16 protein-coding genes are annotated in these 19,604 nt (G+C 43.7%); 7 read left to right on the top strand and 9 right to left on the bottom strand.

All coding sequences use genetic code 11. The features are described from left to right. Positions 1–52: 52 nt before the first annotated feature. Entirely contained in the window at positions 53–1,519 is a 1,467-nt protein-coding gene (locus GYK50_RS02025) for a hypothetical protein (protein ID WP_212564158.1), read from the bottom strand. 478 nt (positions 1,520–1,997) lie between these two features. Here GYK50_RS02025 and serB point away from each other — a divergent pair, with 478 nt between their 5' ends. The 6 genes from serB to hemJ all read left to right on the top strand — a co-directional run bounded on the left by serB (position 1,998) and on the right by hemJ (position 7,654). Further along, positions 1,998–3,188 (top strand): phosphoserine phosphatase SerB, encoded by a 1,191-nt coding sequence (gene serB / locus GYK50_RS02020; protein ID WP_186473606.1) that lies wholly within the window; start codon positions 1,998–2,000, stop codon positions 3,186–3,188. Between the two features lie 182 nt (positions 3,189–3,370). Then, positions 3,371–4,378: a DUF368 domain-containing protein gene (locus GYK50_RS02015; protein WP_186473604.1), complete on the top strand. Its 1,008-nt coding sequence runs from the start codon at positions 3,371–3,373 to the stop codon at positions 4,376–4,378. A 283-nt stretch (positions 4,379–4,661) separates the two neighbouring features. After that, complete coding sequence (aciT, locus tag GYK50_RS02010; RefSeq protein WP_227517140.1) at positions 4,662–5,054, top strand: AciT family ciprofloxacin tolerance protein; 393 nt, start codon at positions 4,662–4,664, stop codon at positions 5,052–5,054. 189 nt (positions 5,055–5,243) lie between these two features. Continuing rightward, positions 5,244–5,750: an SCP2 sterol-binding domain-containing protein gene (locus GYK50_RS02005; protein WP_071002949.1), complete on the top strand. Its 507-nt coding sequence runs from the start codon at positions 5,244–5,246 to the stop codon at positions 5,748–5,750. A gap of 281 nt (positions 5,751–6,031) precedes the next feature. Then, the gene (gene bioB / locus GYK50_RS02000; protein WP_071002948.1) at positions 6,032–7,144 is read left to right on the top strand and encodes a biotin synthase BioB; all 1,113 of its coding nucleotides are present in this window, start codon (positions 6,032–6,034) and stop codon (positions 7,142–7,144) included. Between the two features lie 75 nt (positions 7,145–7,219). Continuing rightward, positions 7,220–7,654, top strand: coding sequence for a protoporphyrinogen oxidase HemJ (hemJ, locus tag GYK50_RS01995; protein WP_186473602.1), 435 nt, complete (start codon positions 7,220–7,222; stop codon positions 7,652–7,654). A 114-nt stretch (positions 7,655–7,768) separates the two neighbouring features. Here hemJ and GYK50_RS01990 read toward each other — a convergent pair whose 3' ends face one another. From GYK50_RS01990 to GYK50_RS01970, 5 genes are all read right to left on the bottom strand, one after another. Continuing rightward, positions 7,769–8,533, bottom strand: coding sequence for a hypothetical protein (locus GYK50_RS01990; RefSeq protein ID WP_186473601.1), 765 nt, complete (start codon positions 8,531–8,533; stop codon positions 7,769–7,771). Positions 8,534–8,798: 265 nt separating this feature from the next. After that, the gene (locus GYK50_RS01985; protein ID WP_186473599.1) at positions 8,799–9,290 is read right to left on the bottom strand and encodes a hypothetical protein; all 492 of its coding nucleotides are present in this window, start codon (positions 9,288–9,290) and stop codon (positions 8,799–8,801) included. Positions 9,291–9,409: 119 nt separating this feature from the next. Next, on the bottom strand, positions 9,410–10,126 hold the full coding sequence (rph, locus tag GYK50_RS01980; RefSeq protein WP_093069240.1) for a ribonuclease PH: 717 nt from the start codon (positions 10,124–10,126) through the stop codon (positions 9,410–9,412). 182 nt (positions 10,127–10,308) lie between these two features. Further along, on the bottom strand, positions 10,309–12,108 hold the full coding sequence (locus GYK50_RS01975; RefSeq protein WP_212564157.1) for an AMP-binding protein: 1,800 nt from the start codon (positions 12,106–12,108) through the stop codon (positions 10,309–10,311). Between the two features lie 440 nt (positions 12,109–12,548). After that, positions 12,549–14,276: an AMP-binding protein gene (locus GYK50_RS01970; RefSeq protein ID WP_212564156.1), complete on the bottom strand. Its 1,728-nt coding sequence runs from the start codon at positions 14,274–14,276 to the stop codon at positions 12,549–12,551. A 773-nt stretch (positions 14,277–15,049) separates the two neighbouring features. Here GYK50_RS01970 and parC point away from each other — a divergent pair. Further along, entirely contained in the window at positions 15,050–17,359 is a 2,310-nt protein-coding gene (gene parC, locus GYK50_RS01965) for a DNA topoisomerase IV subunit A (RefSeq protein ID WP_212564155.1), read from the top strand. Between the two features lie 303 nt (positions 17,360–17,662). Here the strand turns inward: parC and GYK50_RS01960 are convergent, their stop codons facing one another. The 3 genes from GYK50_RS01960 to GYK50_RS01950 form a co-directional block, all read right to left on the bottom strand. Continuing rightward, complete coding sequence (locus tag GYK50_RS01960; protein WP_212564154.1) at positions 17,663–18,124, bottom strand: BLUF domain-containing protein; 462 nt, start codon at positions 18,122–18,124, stop codon at positions 17,663–17,665. A gap of 301 nt (positions 18,125–18,425) precedes the next feature. Next, the gene (locus GYK50_RS01955) at positions 18,426–18,899 is read right to left on the bottom strand and encodes a BLUF domain-containing protein (protein WP_093071089.1); all 474 of its coding nucleotides are present in this window, start codon (positions 18,897–18,899) and stop codon (positions 18,426–18,428) included. 231 nt (positions 18,900–19,130) lie between these two features. Next, the gene (locus tag GYK50_RS01950) at positions 19,131–19,439 is read right to left on the bottom strand and encodes a BLUF domain-containing protein (RefSeq protein WP_071002939.1); all 309 of its coding nucleotides are present in this window, start codon (positions 19,437–19,439) and stop codon (positions 19,131–19,133) included. Between the last annotated feature and the right edge of the window lie 165 nt (positions 19,440–19,604).

Genomic DNA, 19,604 nt, shown 5'->3' with positions numbered 1-19,604 from the left:
ATACCAGTTATATAATGGACAATTGTAGTATAAATGACCCATGTTAATACTGCTATGTCGCTGACTCATCTTCGTCTTCAATCATGAGCACGGCATTACGAACATCTGCCAAACGCTGAATCATCGCGTCGTTCCCGCCATCGAATATCGCACACTCGCGCTCATAGACAGTGGTTGGGCGCATGATGCTATGGACCTGTACATGGTTACTGATTTGTTTGAGACCAGCAGCTGGCAGCAATATCAACAGTTGCTCTTTTTTACCGATGCTCTGTAGTAGATGGGTCATGGGCTCTGACTGCGCCTCATCACTCACGCCTGCTTTTGCTGGTAGTGCAAAGCGCGACAGCTCGATATGCTTGTCATGAATGATTTTGTTGAGCATCAAGTACAGCTTGGCAAGCATGACCCCAGCCAGTGCTACTTTGGCATGGCTGTTGTCCGCTTTTAGCACCACGCTTGCACCATCGTCCTCAAAGTGTGCCTCATTGGTCGCACTGACACCCAGTAGTAATGGCTGTTTGAGTAGTTCGGTCACGGCTTGATTGAGCAGCTGCGTACATAGCGCTAGATAAGGCAGGCGCTGCGCTGGCGCAAGGCGCTCAAGCATATTGAACTCATCATGAAAGAGGATTTGCACTCTCACGCTATCGACTGCGCGTGTGGCAGACAATTTAGACGTCTGACCACCAGATTGCGAACTATGACGCTTTGCGGTGCTAACAACCTTGTCTTCAATATCGCCTTCAGACGTAGCTGTTAGACTGCCAGTTTCGTCGCTGCTGCTTTGGTTTTGCTGTGTTCTTAGGTACTCATTGACTTCGTTATGTACATTGAACGGACGCGCCTGTGCTGCATTGCCAGCTGTCTCGCTCTTGGCAGCCAAACCAGCCATTTGACTATCGCTTGGAGTACCATCAGCTAGACTGCCAGTCGTGCCGCGCTCAAGATCACGGCTGTAGCCGCGCTGATCGCCCTGATTGTACTGCTCGCGATACAAGTCCTGAATATTACGGCTCAGCGCACTGATTTGCTCTTTGGTAGGACGAGCAAGATAACCGTAGATTAACCACAGTAATAAATGCAGCAACATAGTGCCAATCACAAACGGCCACTGCATCGCGATGATTTCACCTTTACTAACGTCTTTTAACGTCAGTGCAACGCTACCAATCACCGCATCGCCGTTAGTTGCGATTTGGCGAATCGTATCGCCTTGCTGCATCGGTGCGTTGCCCACAGGCACCAAAATATCGTCTTTATTGTCTTTAATCAGTATTCTTGTTACGTCCTGCTCGCTGGTATAGCGGTTAGCAATCACACTGAGACTGACACGGTCTTTGTTTTCTAAAGACAACCTTGCTTCATCAATCAGCTGGGCGACCATTTGCTCGCCTTTTAACGCACGACTTTTACTCAGCTGCTGGTCGGTACTGATGACCAACAACAGCGTCTGCAAACAAAAACTAACCAGAAGAATAATGGCAAACAACCCTTGCCGCGGCGCTAAATACGTCATGATATGTTAAACTTTTTTGGAGAAAAGAAATTAAAAAACGAGTCTATTGCTCATTTTTTGGCTAATTTTTGAACAATTGTAATGCGCGAATATTGATCGATATTCACGGAAAATCGATAGTATTTCATAGAAATCAGTCATCATATAAAATGCTACTATGTAAAATGGCACTTATTTATTGAGCTAAGTTTGAACGATGATACTATCGCGCGCTGCCTCATGATTATCGCTGCTATTTTTGCCACAGCATCGTTACCAAGGGGCCAGTTTAAGTCATCTACTATATCACCATAATAAGTCTTATAGCGTTAGTCGATTTATAAATTTATCATAATAACTTTGTTGCATTTCAGCAGATTTTAGGCGCTGATAAGCATTTTTGAACACCCATGATACTTTGCATGTCATCTATAGGCGCTGCTCAGTAAAACTGTTATTATTCCCAATCTTATATGAGCATACAAGGGACAATTGAGCCATGCCAAAAAATACATCTTATTCGTTACCAAAAGACAGCAAAGCATGGCAACAAGCCGTCGACTCTATTGCAGAATTATTACCTGATGATACCAATCTGCGAGATTTTGATGCGCTACAGTCGCTGCCTGTTTTTGCGCTCATTGTCGTGCTGCCTACTCAAGTATCAGCGATGGACATTCATCAATATGTTCAGTCTTGGGTCGATGAGCAGCCAAGTTGGCATTTGGTGACGGTCGCTGAGGATACTGAGGCGAGCTTTGTTAATATTACGGTCTCTGATACAGAGCCAACGGCAGCCGATGCACAGCGTCTGCCCTTTACCAATGCTCAAGTATACCGCTATTTGTTGGTACCTGTGACCGATACGCTGATGCACCCTGGCAAAAAGACCGCCGCCGCTCACATCATTGACGATCAGCTGACCACTCGTCTGCGCCATGACTTGTCTGAAGAATACAACCGCACACGCAGTGCGGATAGTACAGGCAATCTAGACATCGTCGATTGTCACATCCTATCGGTCGGTCATATGCTACGTACTCACAAGCTTGCCTGTTTTGACATGGATTCGACGTTGATTGAACAAGAGGTCATTGTAGAGCTGGCAAAAACGGCTGGTATTGGTGAGCAAGTTGAAGCCATTACTGAGGCGGCGATGCGTGGTGAAATTGACTTTGATGAATCATTTGCTCAGCGCGTGGCCTTATTAAAAGGTATCTCTACCGATGTGCTTGATGATATTTGCAACCGCTTGACGTTATCGGTCGGTGCCCGTACCACCATTAGTGCGTTAAAAGCCTTGGGCTACCATACGGTACTGGTGTCAGGTGGCTTTACTTACTTTGCCCGCTATATCGCTGAGCAGTTAGGGATTGACGAAGTCCATGCCAATGCCTTAGACATCGAAGAAGGAAAAGTGACCGGTCACATACAGCTTCCTATTATCAATGGTGCCAAAAAAGCCGCGATTGTCGAGCATACGGCTGAGCGCTTGGGGATCGAGATGTCGCAAGTGGTCTGTGTCGGCGATGGGGCTAATGACTTGCCGATGATGGCGCTTGCCGATTTAGGAGTGGCTTATCATGCCAAGCCCATCGTGCAAGCACGTGCTGATGCCGCGATCAATGTGACAGGACTTGAAGGGACGCTTTATGCACTTGGCTATCCAGCGCTCGCTCCTACTCAGTAATCGCTAAGTATTCTATATCATCCGTTAAGCTGGGTTAATGTCTGTCTCATTAAGCCAGCTTTTATGCGTTAACACATGTTTCATAAAATGATGTTGCTTTAATTTTTAAGTACGTTTCGTTGTAATAACGCCAGATATTTATTTTTAGATAACATTTATTCTCAGATAATAAAGGACTGTTCATGACGGCACCACAATCCCCACGGCCAAACCAGCCGTCAGTAGCAGAGCCATTAGACGCAAGCACGGTCCCCGTCTCTGTCCCTGTGTATACGAATAACCCAAAAGAGCTGCTAGGGGTTTATATCAAAGGCATGGCGATGGGTGCTGCTGATATCGTTCCTGGTGTCTCTGGTGGCACTATTGCATTGATTGCAGGGATTTATGAGCGCCTGATTAATGCGCTCAGTAGTATCGGCCCCAACCTTTGGCAGATATTTCGACAAGACGGCGGAATCAAAGGACTCGCTGCGGTATGGCGACAAGTTGATGCGACATTTTTATTGTGTTTGATACTTGGTATTGCGACGAGTTTTGCTACCTTGGCTGGTATTATCAAATATTTGCTAGACAATCAACCACTGCTTATTTGGTCGTTCTTTTTTGGATTGGTGGTCGCAACGGTATTTATCTTATTAAGTGAGATTAAGCGCTGGAATATAGGACGTGTGGCGCTGTTTGCTGCCGGACTCATTGCTGCTGTGGTCATTAGTAGTCTGCCATTACTCGCGGCGACACCTAGCTTACCGTACTTATTTTTTGCAGGCGCGATTGCGATTTGCGCCATGATATTGCCTGGGGTCTCAGGGTCTTTTATATTGTTGTTGCTAGGTGCCTACGATACCGTATTGGAAGCCGTGCATACTCTTAACTTTACGGTACTATTAACTGTGATGGCGGGCATGGCAACTGGATTGTTATTATTTACCCGTGCTCTAAAATGGTTATTAGCCCGCTACTATCAAGCCACCTTGGCATTGCTGACCGGTTTTATTGCCGGCTCTTTGGTCAAGGTATGGCCATGGAAAGTAGATGTATTAGGCGCTCTTAACAGCGAGGCGATCAATAACGTTATGCCATGGCAGTATCCTACTGGTCCCCACTGGCTGACCACAGTTGGTCTTATGCTACTTGGTGCTATTTTGGTGTCGTTACTATCTTGGTGGGGCAGACGAACCAATAAGGCTTAACTGTTGATCCTCTGTGTGTAAATATTTGATTAAAAAGCCTCTGTTTGAACCATTACAACGGCTCCTACCCTCCCCAATATAAGCGCCCTTTTTTGCGGCGCTTAGCCTACCAGCTAACGATTAAAAATCGTACAAGCTATCCAAAAAAAAGCAACCTTAATCTAAAAAATCAAACGTCAACGGTTGTCGCAAAGTCGCCTAGCGCCTCTTTAGCTTTGCTCAGCAACCTTCCATAATAGTCTCATTGGAGTTCACCTTATGAATAGCGAGATGAATGATGGCAATGACTATTTTTTCTTTTATTGGCGTAGAGATGTGGAGCAGCTCAGCATGGCTAGGCTATAGCTTACTGGCAGGTATGATCGTGGCGCTCGCTCTATCATCGCAGCGTTGGCTGTTGCTATATCTATTTGGTGGTATGGTCTACTGGTTGGCTGTTGAGATGATACAGAATATCTTGGTAGGTCGTCCGATGCTGTCTGCGCTTTCGGAATGGCACCGTTACGTCATCGCGATGGGAATCAGCTGGTTACCTTTGGCCGGCTGGGTACTATACCGAGCACTACGCTACGAGGATGTGAGTCATGCAGTCAGTCGGCAGCGCAAGTTAGAAGCGGCTCGCTATGTCGAACATACGCCTGTTTACGATGATGATTATAAGCCACGCTTTCATTGATACTGCCATACTGATATGAATACCCTACCCATAACAGTGATATTTAATGTTACAAGATACTTAACGCTTTCTACTTAACTCCTAAAGAGTTGAAATCACTCAGTAGGTTATAATCTAATGATGTATTTATCATAGAAACTGGTATAAAGTACGATTTATTTTTATGCCCCATTCTTTAGGAGTTCCACTATGTTTACTATTCCTGTATTAGATATCAAATCTGACCCATTAGATGCGCTGCTAGCCGTGGTTGGCTATCGTCTGTCCATGCTCGCTGATAGCGACAACGAAGACGTCAAAGCACTCTTTGCCGATCGCAATGTCACGATTGAGTTTGCCAGCACCGAATCTGATATCGCGCGTTCTTTTCGCTTTGATAATGGACAATTTAGTCAACAAAGTGGTCATGCAAAAGCAGCAGATTTGACCATTACTTTCAAAGATTCTATGACGGGCGTCAAGCTATTGACCAAAGGTAGCTTGCCTGCATTTATGACTGCCGTGCAAGAAGGCAATCTAAGCATCGAGGGTGACTATAGCCTAATGATGTGGTTCAACAAACTTGCTAAGCATATCGTGCCAGCTGTTCCAGAAGAGTGTAAACCCTACCTCCAAAAAGCCAAGCCTTATGCGTATAAAGCACAGAAGTTTGCTGAGCACTGGGTGGGTTTTGCTAAGCATAAATTGGGCAAGTAAATAGCTGATCCTTTCCTATAAATGAGTAATGCATTGCATGATATTCACTGGTAAAATGGCTGAAATAGGATCAACTAGATAGTTGCTATTTATGTGCGCTATTGTGACAATTATACATGCTCTCTAGCAGTGTTCTGATTTTCTAAAAAGGTTGCGGTATACTATACGGCAACCTTTTTTATTACCTTATAAATGACAATAGACACATACATTGATACTACCTGAAGACACATACATTGATACTACCTGATACCATTTAATTTTATAAAAGGATTTACCTTATGGCAGGACTGCTTAGCATCTCTGAACCAAACGCCGATAGCACAACTGACCTACTCAGCCAACCTGATACTCACAAAGCCGCTCGCACATACAGTCGTGACGACATCGCTCAGTTGTTTGATTTGCCTTTGATGGACTTGTTGTTAAAAGCCCAGACCATTCATAGAGAGCACTTTGTCGCTAACGAAATACAAATCAGTACGCTACTGTCTATTAAGACGGGTAACTGTCCTGAGGATTGTGGCTATTGCTCACAATCAGGTCATCATCGCGATACGACGAAACTGCAGGCAGAAAAACGCATAGAAGTGGATAAAGTCATCGCCGCGGCCAAACGCGCCAAGGCAACCGGTTCATCTCGCTTCTGTATGGGTGCTGCATGGAAACACCCAAGCGCCAAAGACATGCCTTATGTGGTCGAGCTCATCAAAGAAGTGAAAGCGTTAGGACTTGAGACTTGCATGACGTTAGGTATGCTCGATACCAATCAAGCGGCGCAACTCGCGGATGCAGGACTGGATTATTACAATCATAACCTAGATACCTCGCGCAGCTATTACGAGCAAGTCGTCAGCACGCGTAGCTATGATGAGCGCTTAGATACCATCGAAAACGTACGCAACTCTGGTATCAATGTTTGTAGTGGTAACATCGTTGGTATGGGTGAGAGCCGGGATGACCGTATTGATTGGGTGCATGAGCTCCTAAAAATGCCGAAAGCCCCTGAGTCGATTCCTGTTAACCTGCTAGTCCCGATTAAAGGCACACCGATTGGCGATAAAGTATTGGCAGAAGGCCAGTTATCAGTGCTAGAGTGGATTCGTACCATTGCCGTGGCACGTATTTGCTGCCCGACTAGTTATGTGCGTTTGTCTGCTGGCCGTGAAAGCTTATCAGATTCAGAGCAAGCCTTGGCATTTATGGCGGGTGCTAACTCCTTCTTTTATGGCGACAAGTTATTGACGACGGGTAATGCCAGTCAATCAGGCGACGACAGACTCATGCGTGAGCTTGGTCTCACCAAGCAGTTTGCCGCACCAAGAGCGCCCAAAGTATTGCCTGTGATGGATGCGATGAGCGGTCATCAATCGCAGATGGTATTGGCCGATTAGTTTGGCTGTGTGCGGCTAACAACAATGTATGAAAACAAGCCTGATATTACACGGCTGATAATAAGAGATTAAGTAATGGCAGATTATTTTAACTGGATTAAAGCTGCACACATCATCTCGGTGGTCTGCTGGTTTGCGGCGATATTTTATTTGCCGCGTCTGTTTGTCTATCATGCGATGAGTGACGATAGCATCAGCCAAGAGCGCTTTGCCATTATGGAGCGCAAGCTGTATCGCGGTATTATGACGCCATCGATGATAGCGACATGGATCTTCGGTCTATGGATGCTAGGACTGGGCTGGGATGTTTATAAAACCCAAGGCTGGCTACACGTCAAGCTATTATTGGTCGTACTGCTATCAGGCTATCATGGCGCTTGCGGCTTTTATCGCAAAAAACTGATTGATAACCCTCATTATAAATCCCATAAGTTTTGGCGCTGGTTTAATGAGGTACCTGTTTTTGCCTTGGTGATTATTGTCATTTTAGTGGTCGTTAAACCATTCTAAAATCCAGTCGAAATGCTTATAACTGATGACCTACCAATAAAAAGCGTCCGCCACTTCCATAAGTGACGGACGCTTTTTTATTCGTTTTTTGGACTGTCTACCAAATATTATAGATCAAATACTAGGGCGCATGATTTGATAGACATTGCTCAAATCATAAACACGATAACGCGCCGGCTCACGGCGGTTTTCACCAGCATAGCTTAATATCAATGCTTGCTTAGCACGCTCATCGACCCAACCGACGAACAGTCCACTGTGCTCAATGCCATTGTAGCCATGATTAATATAGTAAAGCCAGTCACCTGCCTCAATCTCACTGCTACTAGCATAAGGCCCTTGCGCATACGTGCCTTTATGTATGGTATTACGCGAAACTCCCGCTCGATTAAACACCGCATTCAAATAATCCCAGCAGCCGCCTTTGATAATCGTCCGCTCATTCAGTGCCATTTTACGTGCCGTGCTGACCACTTCGCGGGCAGCCATACTGCTTTGCGTCTCCGCACTACTCAATAGCGGTAAATACTCGCTATCGACATTGTCATAACTCCCCGATAAAAATGCTGGCAACACGGTGGGTGACTGACGCTGCATTTCAGGATAACGGTAAGTGGTACTTAATGCTGGCTGATTGCCATAACTGCTCATGCTATCATTGCTATATGATGGTGAGCGCGCGCGTTGAATAGTAGATTGTGTACTGACTTTGACGGAGGGAACTGCTGGATAAGAAGACATATAGCGCGCACTAGAGTCAGACTGGACGGACTTTTGAGCGATAAGGGCACTCATACTATCTGCATGGGCTTGTATGCTACAAGTGAATAATAATAAACTGCACGACGCTGCGACTGATGACATAGGCAAACGCGACATGACTAACTCCTGATCAAAAAAGTATCAATGACAGTATGCATAATAGTGAAGATTGAATTTTGTAATCTTACTTATAAACCATTTAGACAGGCATCTGCAAGAACTATTCACCTTAGATTGGCGATAGACGGTATAAAAATCATGACGAATGGTCATAATAAAGAAGAGCGTTCAGAAGGGTCAAAGAAGACAAAGCGCGGTGGTGTTAGATAGGATAGAGACTGGAGTGACTTTTGATGAATCAAGCGACTGAGGCGTAAAAATACTAATCACTACTCATTTTAATATTTACGTGGCGTTTTGTCAGTGCTTGCCCTTCTAATATGGCTTTAGTCACTTTCGCCTCTTGGGCACTCTCAAAACCAGTAATATGATACTTGCGTGCCTCACTGCTATCGACAATCTGCAGCCCATCACCGATAAGCACAACTTTATCGTCGTCAGTCAAATGAATGTGTTCACGTTTGCCTAGATTGTCATGTACCAACTCATCCGCTCGCACCCATAATGTACCGCTACTAATCATGCCACTCATGGCTTTTTTATGCTGCTGACGTTTTTTGTTAAAAATAAAACTACCAACGATAAGCAGTGCCAGCGCACCGATAGCCAATCGCTCAGACAATAAGCTCATTGCCATAGCAACTGCCACCGCCCCTATCAGTAATGCAGATCCAAACCAAAACATACCGTTGTCAGCATTATTCGGCTGACGCTGTAAGGTGATTTTAGCGCCATCATCAGTCAGCTTGAGCATGCATTGTTACCTATTGCGAAATGTAAAAAGTGTTTTTTATGAAAAAACTGCCTATCAGAAACCAACAGGCAGTTATCAAAACTAAAAATAAAGACAGCAAATTTTATCTAAATACCAGACTACCAGCCAAGTGCAGTCTGCTGCATTTTAATCAATTCAGCAATGCCTGTTTCAGCCAATGATAGCATGGCGTCTGCTTGAGCGCGAGTGAATGGCTTTTCTTCAGCAGTACCTTGAAGCTCAATAAACTCGCCTTTTTGAGTCATAACGACGTTCAGGTCGGTATCACAGCTAGAGTCTTCTTCGTAGTTCAGATCCAGATAAGCTTCACCACCTTTCATACCAACAGAAACCGCAGCAACCAATCCAATCAGCGGATCAGCTTTGAGTTTTTTGCTCTTTTGGATAGTTTCTAACGCATCGATCAGTGCAACTGCCGCACCAGTGATACTGGCCGTACGAGTACCGCCATCCGCTTGCAACACATCACAATCAAGATAGATGGTGTTTTCACCAAGCTTACTTAAATCAATCATGGCGCGCAAGCTACGACCGATCAGACGCTGGATTTCCTGCGTACGGCCTGACTGCTTGCCGCGAGCCGCTTCGCGTTGATTGCGAGTATTGGTTGCGCGTGGCAGCATACCGTATTCGGCGGTTATCCAACCTTTACCTTTACCTTTGAGCCAGCGCGGTACACCAGATTCGACACTGGCCGTACATAGCACTTTGGTATCGCCAAAACTGACCAATACTGACCCTTCAGCATGCTTAGTATAGTGGCGCTCAAAGCTGATAGAACGAAGTTGGTCAAGTTCACGATTGTCAATACGCATAAAAATTCCTAGTACAATATTATAAAAGCAGTGTCATAAAAGTACGCTATCAGTGGCTAATAAGCAGACCGACAGGTATCTGGTAGACTAAAATCTTAAGATATCCTAACGTGACAGCGGCGCAATGGCAAGATTCACGCCCGCCATTGCGCCGTCAGTTAGGCAATAATGGACGATAGAGGCTATTCTAAGCCTTCCATCTTACGCAATTCTTTACGTAGGATTTTGCCAACGTTCGACTTTGGTAATTCGTCGACGAACTGTATGTGACGCGGACGCTTGTAGCCAGTCAGTTGTTTTTTGCCGTACTCAAGCAGCTCTTTTTCGGTGACATCGCCTTTTTTGACCACAAATAGTTTTGGCTCTTCACCGCGCTCATCATTAGGAACGCCAATGGCACCGCACTCTACCACAGCTGGATGCTCACTCATGGCTTCTTCGATTTCATTTGGATATACATTAAAACCAGATACCAAGATCATGTCTTTTTTGCGATCAACAATTTTGATAAAGCCTTTTTCGTCCATGATGCCAATGTCACCGGTTTTTAGGTAACCACTAGCGGTAAAGGACTCGGTTGTTTCTTTTGGACGGTTTTGATAACCAATCATCACTTGTGGACCTTTGACGCATATCTCACCGCGATCACCCAGCGCGACGACGTTTTCTTCTTCATCGATGAGCACGACATCGGTGCTAGGTGCAGGAATACCAATCTTGCCAGTAAACTCTGCGATGGTCATTGGGTTAAAAGCAACGACTGGTGACGTCTCAGATAATCCATAGCCTTCAACGATAGGTAGACCTGTGATTTTATGCCACTCTTTGGCAACGCTCGGCAATACGGACATACCACCGCCGATAGAGGCTTTTAGATTAGAGAAATCTAGGTCTGCAAAGCTGTCTTTGTGCACTAAGCCATTAAATAGCGTATTCACAGCTGGGATAAAAGAAGGTTTGTATTTACCCATCTCTTTGATAAGCCCATCGAGATCGCGCGGGTTAGGAATAAGCAAGCCTGTATAACCCTGGTACATGCTACATATACCGCATACCATAAATGAGAACACATGATACAACGGCAGTGCTGTCAAGATGATATCTCTGCTGTCTATATCATCTTCGAACGCACTATTCATCAGTGCACTAACCTGTAGCATATTGGCGACTAAGTTGCCATGAGATAGCATTGCCCCTTTCGCCACGCCTGTCGTCCCGCCTGTATATTGTAGTAATGCCACATCACTCAAGTTCAACTCAGGACGCTCATAATGACTGGCAGAGACTGCGCCCAATGCCTCCTTAAAGCTCACGCTATTTGGGATTCGATAAGGAGGAATCATTTTTTTGATATGACGAGCGACGATGTTGACCACGACCCCTTTGACCGTACCCAGCATATCCCCAATCTTACAGACGACAACATGCTCAATCTGCCCTTTATCTTCGGCATCTTGATAGGTTTTCGCAAAATTCTCAACGATGAATAAGGCTTTGGCACCACTGTCACGGAGCTGATGGGACAATTCGCGACTGGTATATAAAGGGTTTACATTGACGAGTATCATACCGGCGCGAATGACACCTAACGCGATGATCGGATACTGCAAGAGGTTGGGCATCATAACCCCAACCTTATCGCCTTTAACCAACCCTAGCGATTGCAAATAACTGGCAATCTGGCGGCTATATAGGTCTAATTGCTTAAAACTAATCGAGGCGCCCATGCAGATATAGGCCGTTTTTTGGCCATAACGGTTAAAATTACGCTCAAACACATCAAGTAAAGAGGTACTGTCCTCTGGCATCTCAATCGTAGCATCAATGCTATAACGCTCATAAGCGCTCAACCATGGACTGTCACTGGCGATAGTCGGCATAGTAGGGAATGCATTGTCTTGATAGATATACTCAGATGCATTGCCTTTATCACTGGTGCCAGCGTTATTATCTGTTGTCTCTTTATTGATATTGTCCGTCATAATTTTCCTTAAATATTACTGTTAAAAACATAGAATACTTTATATAAAAACTCTGTTTTTTTGATGGTGTAATGTTTGATGCAGCATGGTGAAATCGTATTAGATGAGCTCACAGGTCAGCGTAGCTATATCATTTTTATAGTAATCGCTTTGCAAGTCATATTGAGTAAAATCATCACTCTATTATAAATAAATGCAAAAACCTCTTGGCTGGCACTATAGCATTTTTACTAAAAATTCTCTATCTATACTCCTTATGCCTCACTATTCACAACAGGCACAAAGACAAAAAATGATAAGGCAGCACGAGACAACCTTATCATTTTGGTTATAACAATAACTAAATCTGGTTACTCAGCATATTACAAGTACCAATCAATCATAGAGGTACTTATAAATAGCCAGTGATAAAACCCCATCTAAACATAAGCCTTCGTAGATTAACCGTGGTTTTTCTCTTCGAGTGCTCGTAAGTCTTTACGTAAGATTTTACCGACGTTCGATTTTGGTAGCTCGTCAATAAACTCAACATGGCGAGGACGTTTGTAGCCAGTTAGGTTTTCTTTGCCATACTCAATGACTTCCTCTGCGGTCAGACTGGCGTCACTACGTACCACATAAATTTTGGGCACTTCACCACTCTTCTCATCATCAATGCCAATAACCCCGCATTCCAAAATTTTTGGATGGGTGGACATGGCGTCTTCTACTTCATTTGGATACACGTTGAAGCCTGAGACCAAAATCATGTCTTTTTTGCGATCGACAATCTTAAAGTAACCGTCTTCATCCATGATACCGATATCGCCTGTGCGGAAATAACCGTCAGACGTCATAACCTCAGCGGTCGCGTCATCACGCTTCCAGTAGCCTTTCATTACCTGCGGACCACGAATACTAATCTCACCACGCTCACCCAAGGCCACTTCATTGCCTTCTTCATCCAAGACAGCCATATCAGTGGCAGGCATTGGCAAGCCGATGTTTCCTGAGAACTTACCCGTACCATGCGGGTTCGCTGAGGCAACTGGCGAGGTCTCTGACAGACCATAACCCTGAACGATGATATTGCCCGTTACCTGCTCCCATTTGGTCGCCGTGTCTTTGAGTACTGCCATACCGCCGCCCATGGACATCTCAAGCTTGCTATGATCTAACGATTGGAATTCTTCGTTATTGGCAAGCGCGGTAAATAAGGTATTTACTGCTGGAAAAAACGCAGGTGGATAGTCTTTATATGCTTTGATAAGGCTTGGTAGATCACGTGGGTTTGGTACTAGCAGACCGATACAACCACGGTATAGACCAAACATACCGCAGACCGTAAACGAGAAAATATGATATAGCGGCAGAGCCGTCATAATCACTGGCTGCTCATTACTCTTCTCAAACTTATCAAAAGCATCGCCTAAGTAGGTATCGCTTTGGATCAAGTTAGCCACCAAGTTACCATGCGTTAGCATAGCGCCTTTGGCCACCCCTGTCGTACCGCCCGTGTACTGAAGTACAGCGACATCATCGAGGCTGATATTGTTAGGACGTTTATAGCTTTTAGCAGAAAAAAGGTTCATTGCTTTTTTGAACTTGACGCTGCCTTTGATATGATAAGCAGGCACCATTTTTTTGACGTGACGTACCACGGCATTGACAATAAAGCCCTTGAGCGGACTCATCATATCACCCATTGAGGCAACTACGACATGATCGACTAAGTCTTGGCCGATATCTTCATAAGTTTTGGCAAAGTTCTCAAGCAAAATCAAAACTTTGGTATCTGAATCTGTTAACTGATGTGACAGCTCTTTGCTGGTATAAAGTGGGTTGACGTTGACCAATGTCATACCAGCACGTAGCACCCCTAGCACCGCAACTGGTAGCTGCAAAATATTAGGCATCATTACTGCCACTTTATCGCCTTTTTGTAGTCCTAATGACTGAAGGTAAGCGGCAACTTGTTTACTATAGAGATCCAACTCTTCGTAAGACAGCTTAACATCCATACAGACAAACGCCGTTTTGCCTGCATGATTGATAAAGTTTTGCTCAATGATATCAATCAATGAGGTGTTGGCTGGCGGCATATCAATATCATACTGAATGCCAAGTTTTTCGTATGTTTTGAGCCATACTTTGTCGTTGCGACGAATCAGGTTACCTTGATCTTCCATAATCTTTTCTCTCCTAGTAATAATACATTACCGTCAGCTCATGCAAATCACAGTGTGATAAACAGACGAAAAATCAGAGCGCAGTCTCACCATCATGATGACAAGCGAGGCTGCGATATAGTCGTAAGGTGATGAGCAAACAATGTAGTGGTAAATAGCCCTTTGTTCATTAACATACACACTTTATATAGACTACTCAATACAAAAGATTGTTATACGAGTTCTCAAACTGGCTTGACGGCTGATATTTTCATTAATATCAATTATTTGTACCAACAAAAACTGGTCATGTCACTGAATTTTACCCACAGTATCTCTTTTATTTTAGACACAATATTTACATAATAAAACTGCCTTCGCCTGTGCTCTCGAGGGCATCAGCTGGCCCAGTGAGCGCCGTAAAGTTACATCAAGCTCCCTCTTTGTCGCTGCTCGGTTTAGCTGCGCTGGTTCTGTCACTAATTCGGCACTGTCACTCTAAGACATTTATTAAAAACAAATGTTAGTTTTACTATACTTAACTTTATCTATAAAAGCCACGTACGGGGACATGGTAAGTAAAGTCTATAAAAGCCAGTATAAGCACGTCATGAGCTGTCGTATATTCTGATACATGTCTTTTTAATTGGATCAATATCCTTTACGATAGCACTATCTTATTTTTGCATAAGTATCGAGCCGAACCTAAATGAGCATACGGTGCGGTTCACATTCATACTATGCCTGGCTATATAAACCATACTAATTAAAAACTCATAAGCGAAGTCTATTTTATGTCTGATGTTGTTGATCCTACTATTGCCCCAATCATTCCTAATGAGCCGATGGATACTCGCTCAGTGGCAGAGTTCACTGAGCAGGCCTACCTCAATTATGCCATGTACGTCATCATGGATCGGGCGCTACCAAATATCGCTGACGGCCTAAAACCTGTTCAGCGCCGTATTGTCTACGCCATGAGCGAGCTTGGGCTAAAATCCTCTGCTAAGGCAAAAAAATCTGCACGTACGGTCGGTGATGTGCTCGGTAAATACCATCCACATGGTGACAGCGCGTGTTATGAAGCCATGGTATTAATGGCACAGCCGTTCAGCTATCGCTATCCGCTTATCACGGGTCAAGGTAACTGGGGTAGTCCTGATGATCCTAAGTCCTTTGCGGCCATGCGTTATACCGAAGCCAAAATGTCTGCTTATGCCAACACCCTACTTGCAGAGTTGGGACAAGGCACGGTCGATTGGCAAGATAACTTTGACGGCACGATCCAAGAGCCAACCACACTACCCGCCCGCCTGCCCAATATTTTATTAAACGGCACCACAGGAATCGCGGTTGGCATGGCAACTGACATTCCGCCGCATAACCTTAACGAAGTGGTACGTGCTGCTATTCGTTTATTAAAAAATCCTGAGCTGTCTGTTAAGCAGCTTACCCAGTCAATACCAGCACCAGATTTGCCAACGCCAGCTGAAATCATCACTAGCAAAAAAGACTTGCAGACGATGTATGAAACAGGGCGTGGAAGTTACAAAATGCGCGCGACTTTTCATATCGACCCCAAAGAGAAGAATTTAGTCATTATTGACGCGCTGCCTTACCAAGTCTCAGGCAACAAAATCCAAGAGCAAATCGCCAAACTTATGACCGATAAAAAGCTACCTTGGGTGACGGATATTCATGATGAATCAGATCATGAGAACGCTTGTCGTATCGTATTAGAGTTGCGCTCAACGCGCGTCGATGTCGATCGCGTTATGAGCCATCTGTTTGCTAGCACCGATCTTGAGAGCAACTACCGCGTCAATATGAACATGATTGGCCTCAATGGTAAGCCGCAGGTCAAAAATCTAAAAGAAACCTTAGAAGAATGGCTCATTTGTCGCCGCTCAGTGGTCACACGCCGTCTGCAATATCGTCTTGATAAAATCGATAAGCGCTTGCACGTCCTTGCAGGTTTGCTAATTGCGTATCTCAATATCGATGAAGTGATACGTATCATTCGTGAAGAAGACGATCCAAAAGCAACATTGATGCAGGACTATGACCTGACTGACATTCAGGCCAATGCTATCTTGGATATTCGTTTGCGTCAGTTGGCAAAGTTAGAGGAAATTGAGCTACGCCGCGAGCAAGATGAACTCGCTACCGAACGCGCCAACATTCAGGATTACTTGGACAATCCAGATAGTCTGACCAATCTGATGATTGAAGAGCTCACCGCCGATATGAAAGAACACGGCAATGAGCGTGTGTCGCCATTAGCAGAACGCGAAGAAGCACAAGCATTAAAAGAGTCAGACCTCGTACCGAGCGAGCCGGTCACCGCTATCCTATCGAAAGCGGGCTGGATTCGCGCGGCCAAAGGCCATGATGTCGATGCCGCTGGTATGAGTTATCGCTCAGGGGACAGTTATCAAGCGCACGTGCGCGGCAAGTCCAATGAGAAAATTTACGTCCTCGATAGTACAGGACGCAGCTATAGTATTGATACGCACAACCTTGCCTCCGCGCGTGGTCAAGGCGATCCGCTGACCAGTGTGTTAAAACCACCAGCAGGTGCCAGCTTTGAGCAGCTATTGACTGGTGCTGACGATCAACGCATCATTCTTGCCAGCTCGCAAGGTTATGGCTTTATCAACACCCTTGGTAATTTAGACAGCAATCAAAAGGCAGGCAAGAATGTCATTAACCTCGCTGCCGATAGTCGCCTGCTGTCTGTCGCTCGTATCGATGCGCCAGTAAAAATGGCGGATAACACTGACGACGAGACCACCAAGTTAGAGATAACGCCTGACCATGTCGCAGTGGTAACCAATGCCGGATATCTACTAATATTTGCCCTCGATGATTTGCCCGAACAGGCTCGCGGTAAAGGTAATAAACTGATTAAGCTGAAAGATGATGAAGAAGTGCTGGCTATTACGCCACTCAGTTTACAAAACAGCCTCGTCATTACTGCTGGCAAACGCCACGTGACACTCAAGCCAAATGACTTGGCTAACTATACGGGCACTCGCGGTAATCGCGGCGGACGGTTACCACGAGGCTTTCAGAATGTAACGAGTGTTGAAATAGCAGGATAATTCCTAAGCCCAGTTCAGTAGAATGAATTAAGGAGTAACAAAACATGACTTTAAACACTTATTCAGTCGACCTGCTTTATAGGTAAATCAAAAACAGCTCATTCTCAGCAAAAAGCCGCCCATACACAATGTATGGGCGGCTTTTTTGTACTAATAAAGGTTTGTATTACCAAGAACAAAAATTTGTACTACAGCAGAAAAATGTCTGGCCATATTTGAATATTAAAACTAAGAGCCACCGAAACTAGAAACGATCAAAAGTAGAGTGAAAAAACACAGTTGTAGCGAACAGATACGCTCCATTTACATATCGTTAAGCAGTTCATCTGTGAACAGCGCATCCATAAAACTTGTGATTCGATCTTTCGGCATTAGGTAGGGATTAAAGTCAGTACCTGCCGAAAAATGTCTGAGGGTATGCACTTCATATTCAGGAGTTGGTGTTAAGTATCTGATCAAAAATCCATCCCATTTACGTGTCTCTACCTCTTTAATATCTACAACATGGATAAAAAGATGTGGACGTTCCGTGATAATCCTCGTTATCAGCTCGTTGACATCAAGTCTTGAACCTTCAATATTTTGAATAATATAGTTGTCGTTGATGGCCAGTGCTGAGGTTATACCGCTTTTCTCGTTGTTTCGTCTTGCTATCTCAAAAGTACGGGCCATTTTCACGCCATTATCTTTTTCGCGGTTTTTGCCAATATACGTTAGACTGGTGAGAATGTGAGCACCGTTTTTATTTCTCTCGTCTGAAATCATTCCCTTCTCTCTTCTAAATTAGAATTCAATAAATCTACGCATAAGGTATCTAATTAAAAATCCATTTAACTTAAGATACTATTTAAGAATTACCCTAATCAATAGCCCCTTATTTTTTTGTTATATAGTTACTAATTAATAACCTTAAGTTATTAATTCTCGAAGACCCATCTTGTATTTTTATTCCAATTCCACTCAAAAAAAATCTAAAAACAGCATCTATAATATCTTTCTCTGAGAGTTCTGTAGCGAGAACAACTCATCAACTCTTTCTTCACAAACCTTTTCAGTCATTATGTCGTTATAATTTTTTTTGATCTGCAAAAATCTCATGTAAAAAGTTCTCAATCTGACTACTTCTCATAAGGTAAGGATTATAGTCAGCACCTGTCGAGAAGTTTTTCAAAGCATACAATTCATCTTCATTACTTGACGTTAAATGTTTGATTAAAAAACCATCCCATTGGCGTGATTCTATTTCTTCTATGTTGATAATGTTAGGAAAAATAGTTGGATGCTCGTCGAATATCTTGTGCAAGGCAGTACTGATAGCAGGTCTTGTTCCCTGAAAGCTTTGGACAAAATAGCCTTCACTGATAACTAAAGCTGAAACGATGCCGTTTTCTTCGAAATACCTTCTCCAATACTCAAGTGCACGAGTCAACTCGATGCCTGAGTCTAGATCGACATTTCTGGCGATATATGTCATGTTGATAAGAATGTGCTCGCCATTTCTTTTTTTGTTCTCTGAAGCATGGCTTGTCGTTGTATGCATAAGAAACCCTATTTGCAAAATACTTATCTAAATTAAGATACACTTTATTATAAAATATAATCAATGAAATTGTTACGTTTTGACCGAATTTTTACCATCTATTATTATTTTTTAAATTGTGACATGACCTTTTTGATGAGATAGGACACCAGTATTTACTGCCGCGAATTTTACTACAAATGTTGGTGAAAACTGTGTGATTGTATTATTCTAATAGCTCAAAAGCCTAATCTATATCTGACTATAATTACTATTTTTTAATCCCAAAATAGCAATAACTAAGCTTTCCTTAATCGAAAATCTCGAGTTTTCAATGTTTTGAATAAAATAATGATCCTTAATGACAAGCGCTGAAGTGATATTGCTTTTTTCGTTATTTTTTCGTGCCGTCTCAAAGGTACGAGTCAGCTTTATGCCATTATCTTTCTCACGATTTTTACCGATATATGTGAGGCTAACCAGAATATCTGCCCCGTCTTTATCTCCCTCCTCCAAAACTTCAGTACCAGATTCTGAGATGTAATCAATAACTTTATGCATAAAAGATTCCAATGATCAAAAGCCACTTTAAATTAAGATATCCTTTACTCTAAAGTACAATCAACAACATTTTGTATTTTTTAGTAGGTTTTTACCCGTTATTACTATTTTCTAGAGAGGCAACGTTGCAGTTTCAATAAGATAGCGTACTCATACTCCTATCGC

This window comes from Psychrobacter pacificensis, from assembly GCF_018336615.1.
In the GTDB taxonomy this organism is placed as follows: Bacteria; Pseudomonadota; Gammaproteobacteria; order Pseudomonadales; family Moraxellaceae; genus Psychrobacter; species Psychrobacter pacificensis.
The sequence above is the reverse complement of the archived record's forward strand: the minus strand, read 5'-3'. Positions and strand labels throughout refer to the sequence as shown.

Bases quoted from the DNA above. Each gene is read 5' to 3' on its own strand.
- GYK50_RS02025 (WP_212564158.1), bottom strand. From the start codon at position 1,519: ATGACGTATTTAGCGCCGCGGCAAGGGTTGTTTGCCATTATTCTTCTG.
- serB (WP_186473606.1), top strand. From the start codon at position 1,998: ATGCCAAAAAATACATCTTATTCGTTACCAAAAGACAGCAAAGCATGG.
- GYK50_RS02015 (WP_186473604.1), top strand. From the start codon at position 3,371: ATGACGGCACCACAATCCCCACGGCCAAACCAGCCGTCAGTAGCAGAG.
- aciT (WP_227517140.1), top strand. From the start codon at position 4,662: ATGACTATTTTTTCTTTTATTGGCGTAGAGATGTGGAGCAGCTCAGCA.
- GYK50_RS02005 (WP_071002949.1), top strand. From the start codon at position 5,244: ATGTTTACTATTCCTGTATTAGATATCAAATCTGACCCATTAGATGCG.
- bioB (WP_071002948.1), top strand. From the start codon at position 6,032: ATGGCAGGACTGCTTAGCATCTCTGAACCAAACGCCGATAGCACAACT.
- hemJ (WP_186473602.1), top strand. From the start codon at position 7,220: ATGGCAGATTATTTTAACTGGATTAAAGCTGCACACATCATCTCGGTG.
- GYK50_RS01990 (WP_186473601.1), bottom strand. From the start codon at position 8,533: ATGTCGCGTTTGCCTATGTCATCAGTCGCAGCGTCGTGCAGTTTATTA.
- GYK50_RS01985 (WP_186473599.1), bottom strand. From the start codon at position 9,290: ATGCTCAAGCTGACTGATGATGGCGCTAAAATCACCTTACAGCGTCAG.
- rph (WP_093069240.1), bottom strand. From the start codon at position 10,126: ATGCGTATTGACAATCGTGAACTTGACCAACTTCGTTCTATCAGCTTT.
- GYK50_RS01975 (WP_212564157.1), bottom strand. From the start codon at position 12,108: ATGACGGACAATATCAATAAAGAGACAACAGATAATAACGCTGGCACC.
- GYK50_RS01970 (WP_212564156.1), bottom strand. From the start codon at position 14,276: ATGGAAGATCAAGGTAACCTGATTCGTCGCAACGACAAAGTATGGCTC.
- parC (WP_212564155.1), top strand. From the start codon at position 15,050: ATGTCTGATGTTGTTGATCCTACTATTGCCCCAATCATTCCTAATGAG.
- GYK50_RS01960 (WP_212564154.1), bottom strand. From the start codon at position 18,124: ATGATTTCAGACGAGAGAAATAAAAACGGTGCTCACATTCTCACCAGT.
- GYK50_RS01955 (WP_093071089.1), bottom strand. From the start codon at position 18,899: ATGCATACAACGACAAGCCATGCTTCAGAGAACAAAAAAAGAAATGGC.
- GYK50_RS01950 (WP_071002939.1), bottom strand. From the start codon at position 19,439: ATGCATAAAGTTATTGATTACATCTCAGAATCTGGTACTGAAGTTTTG.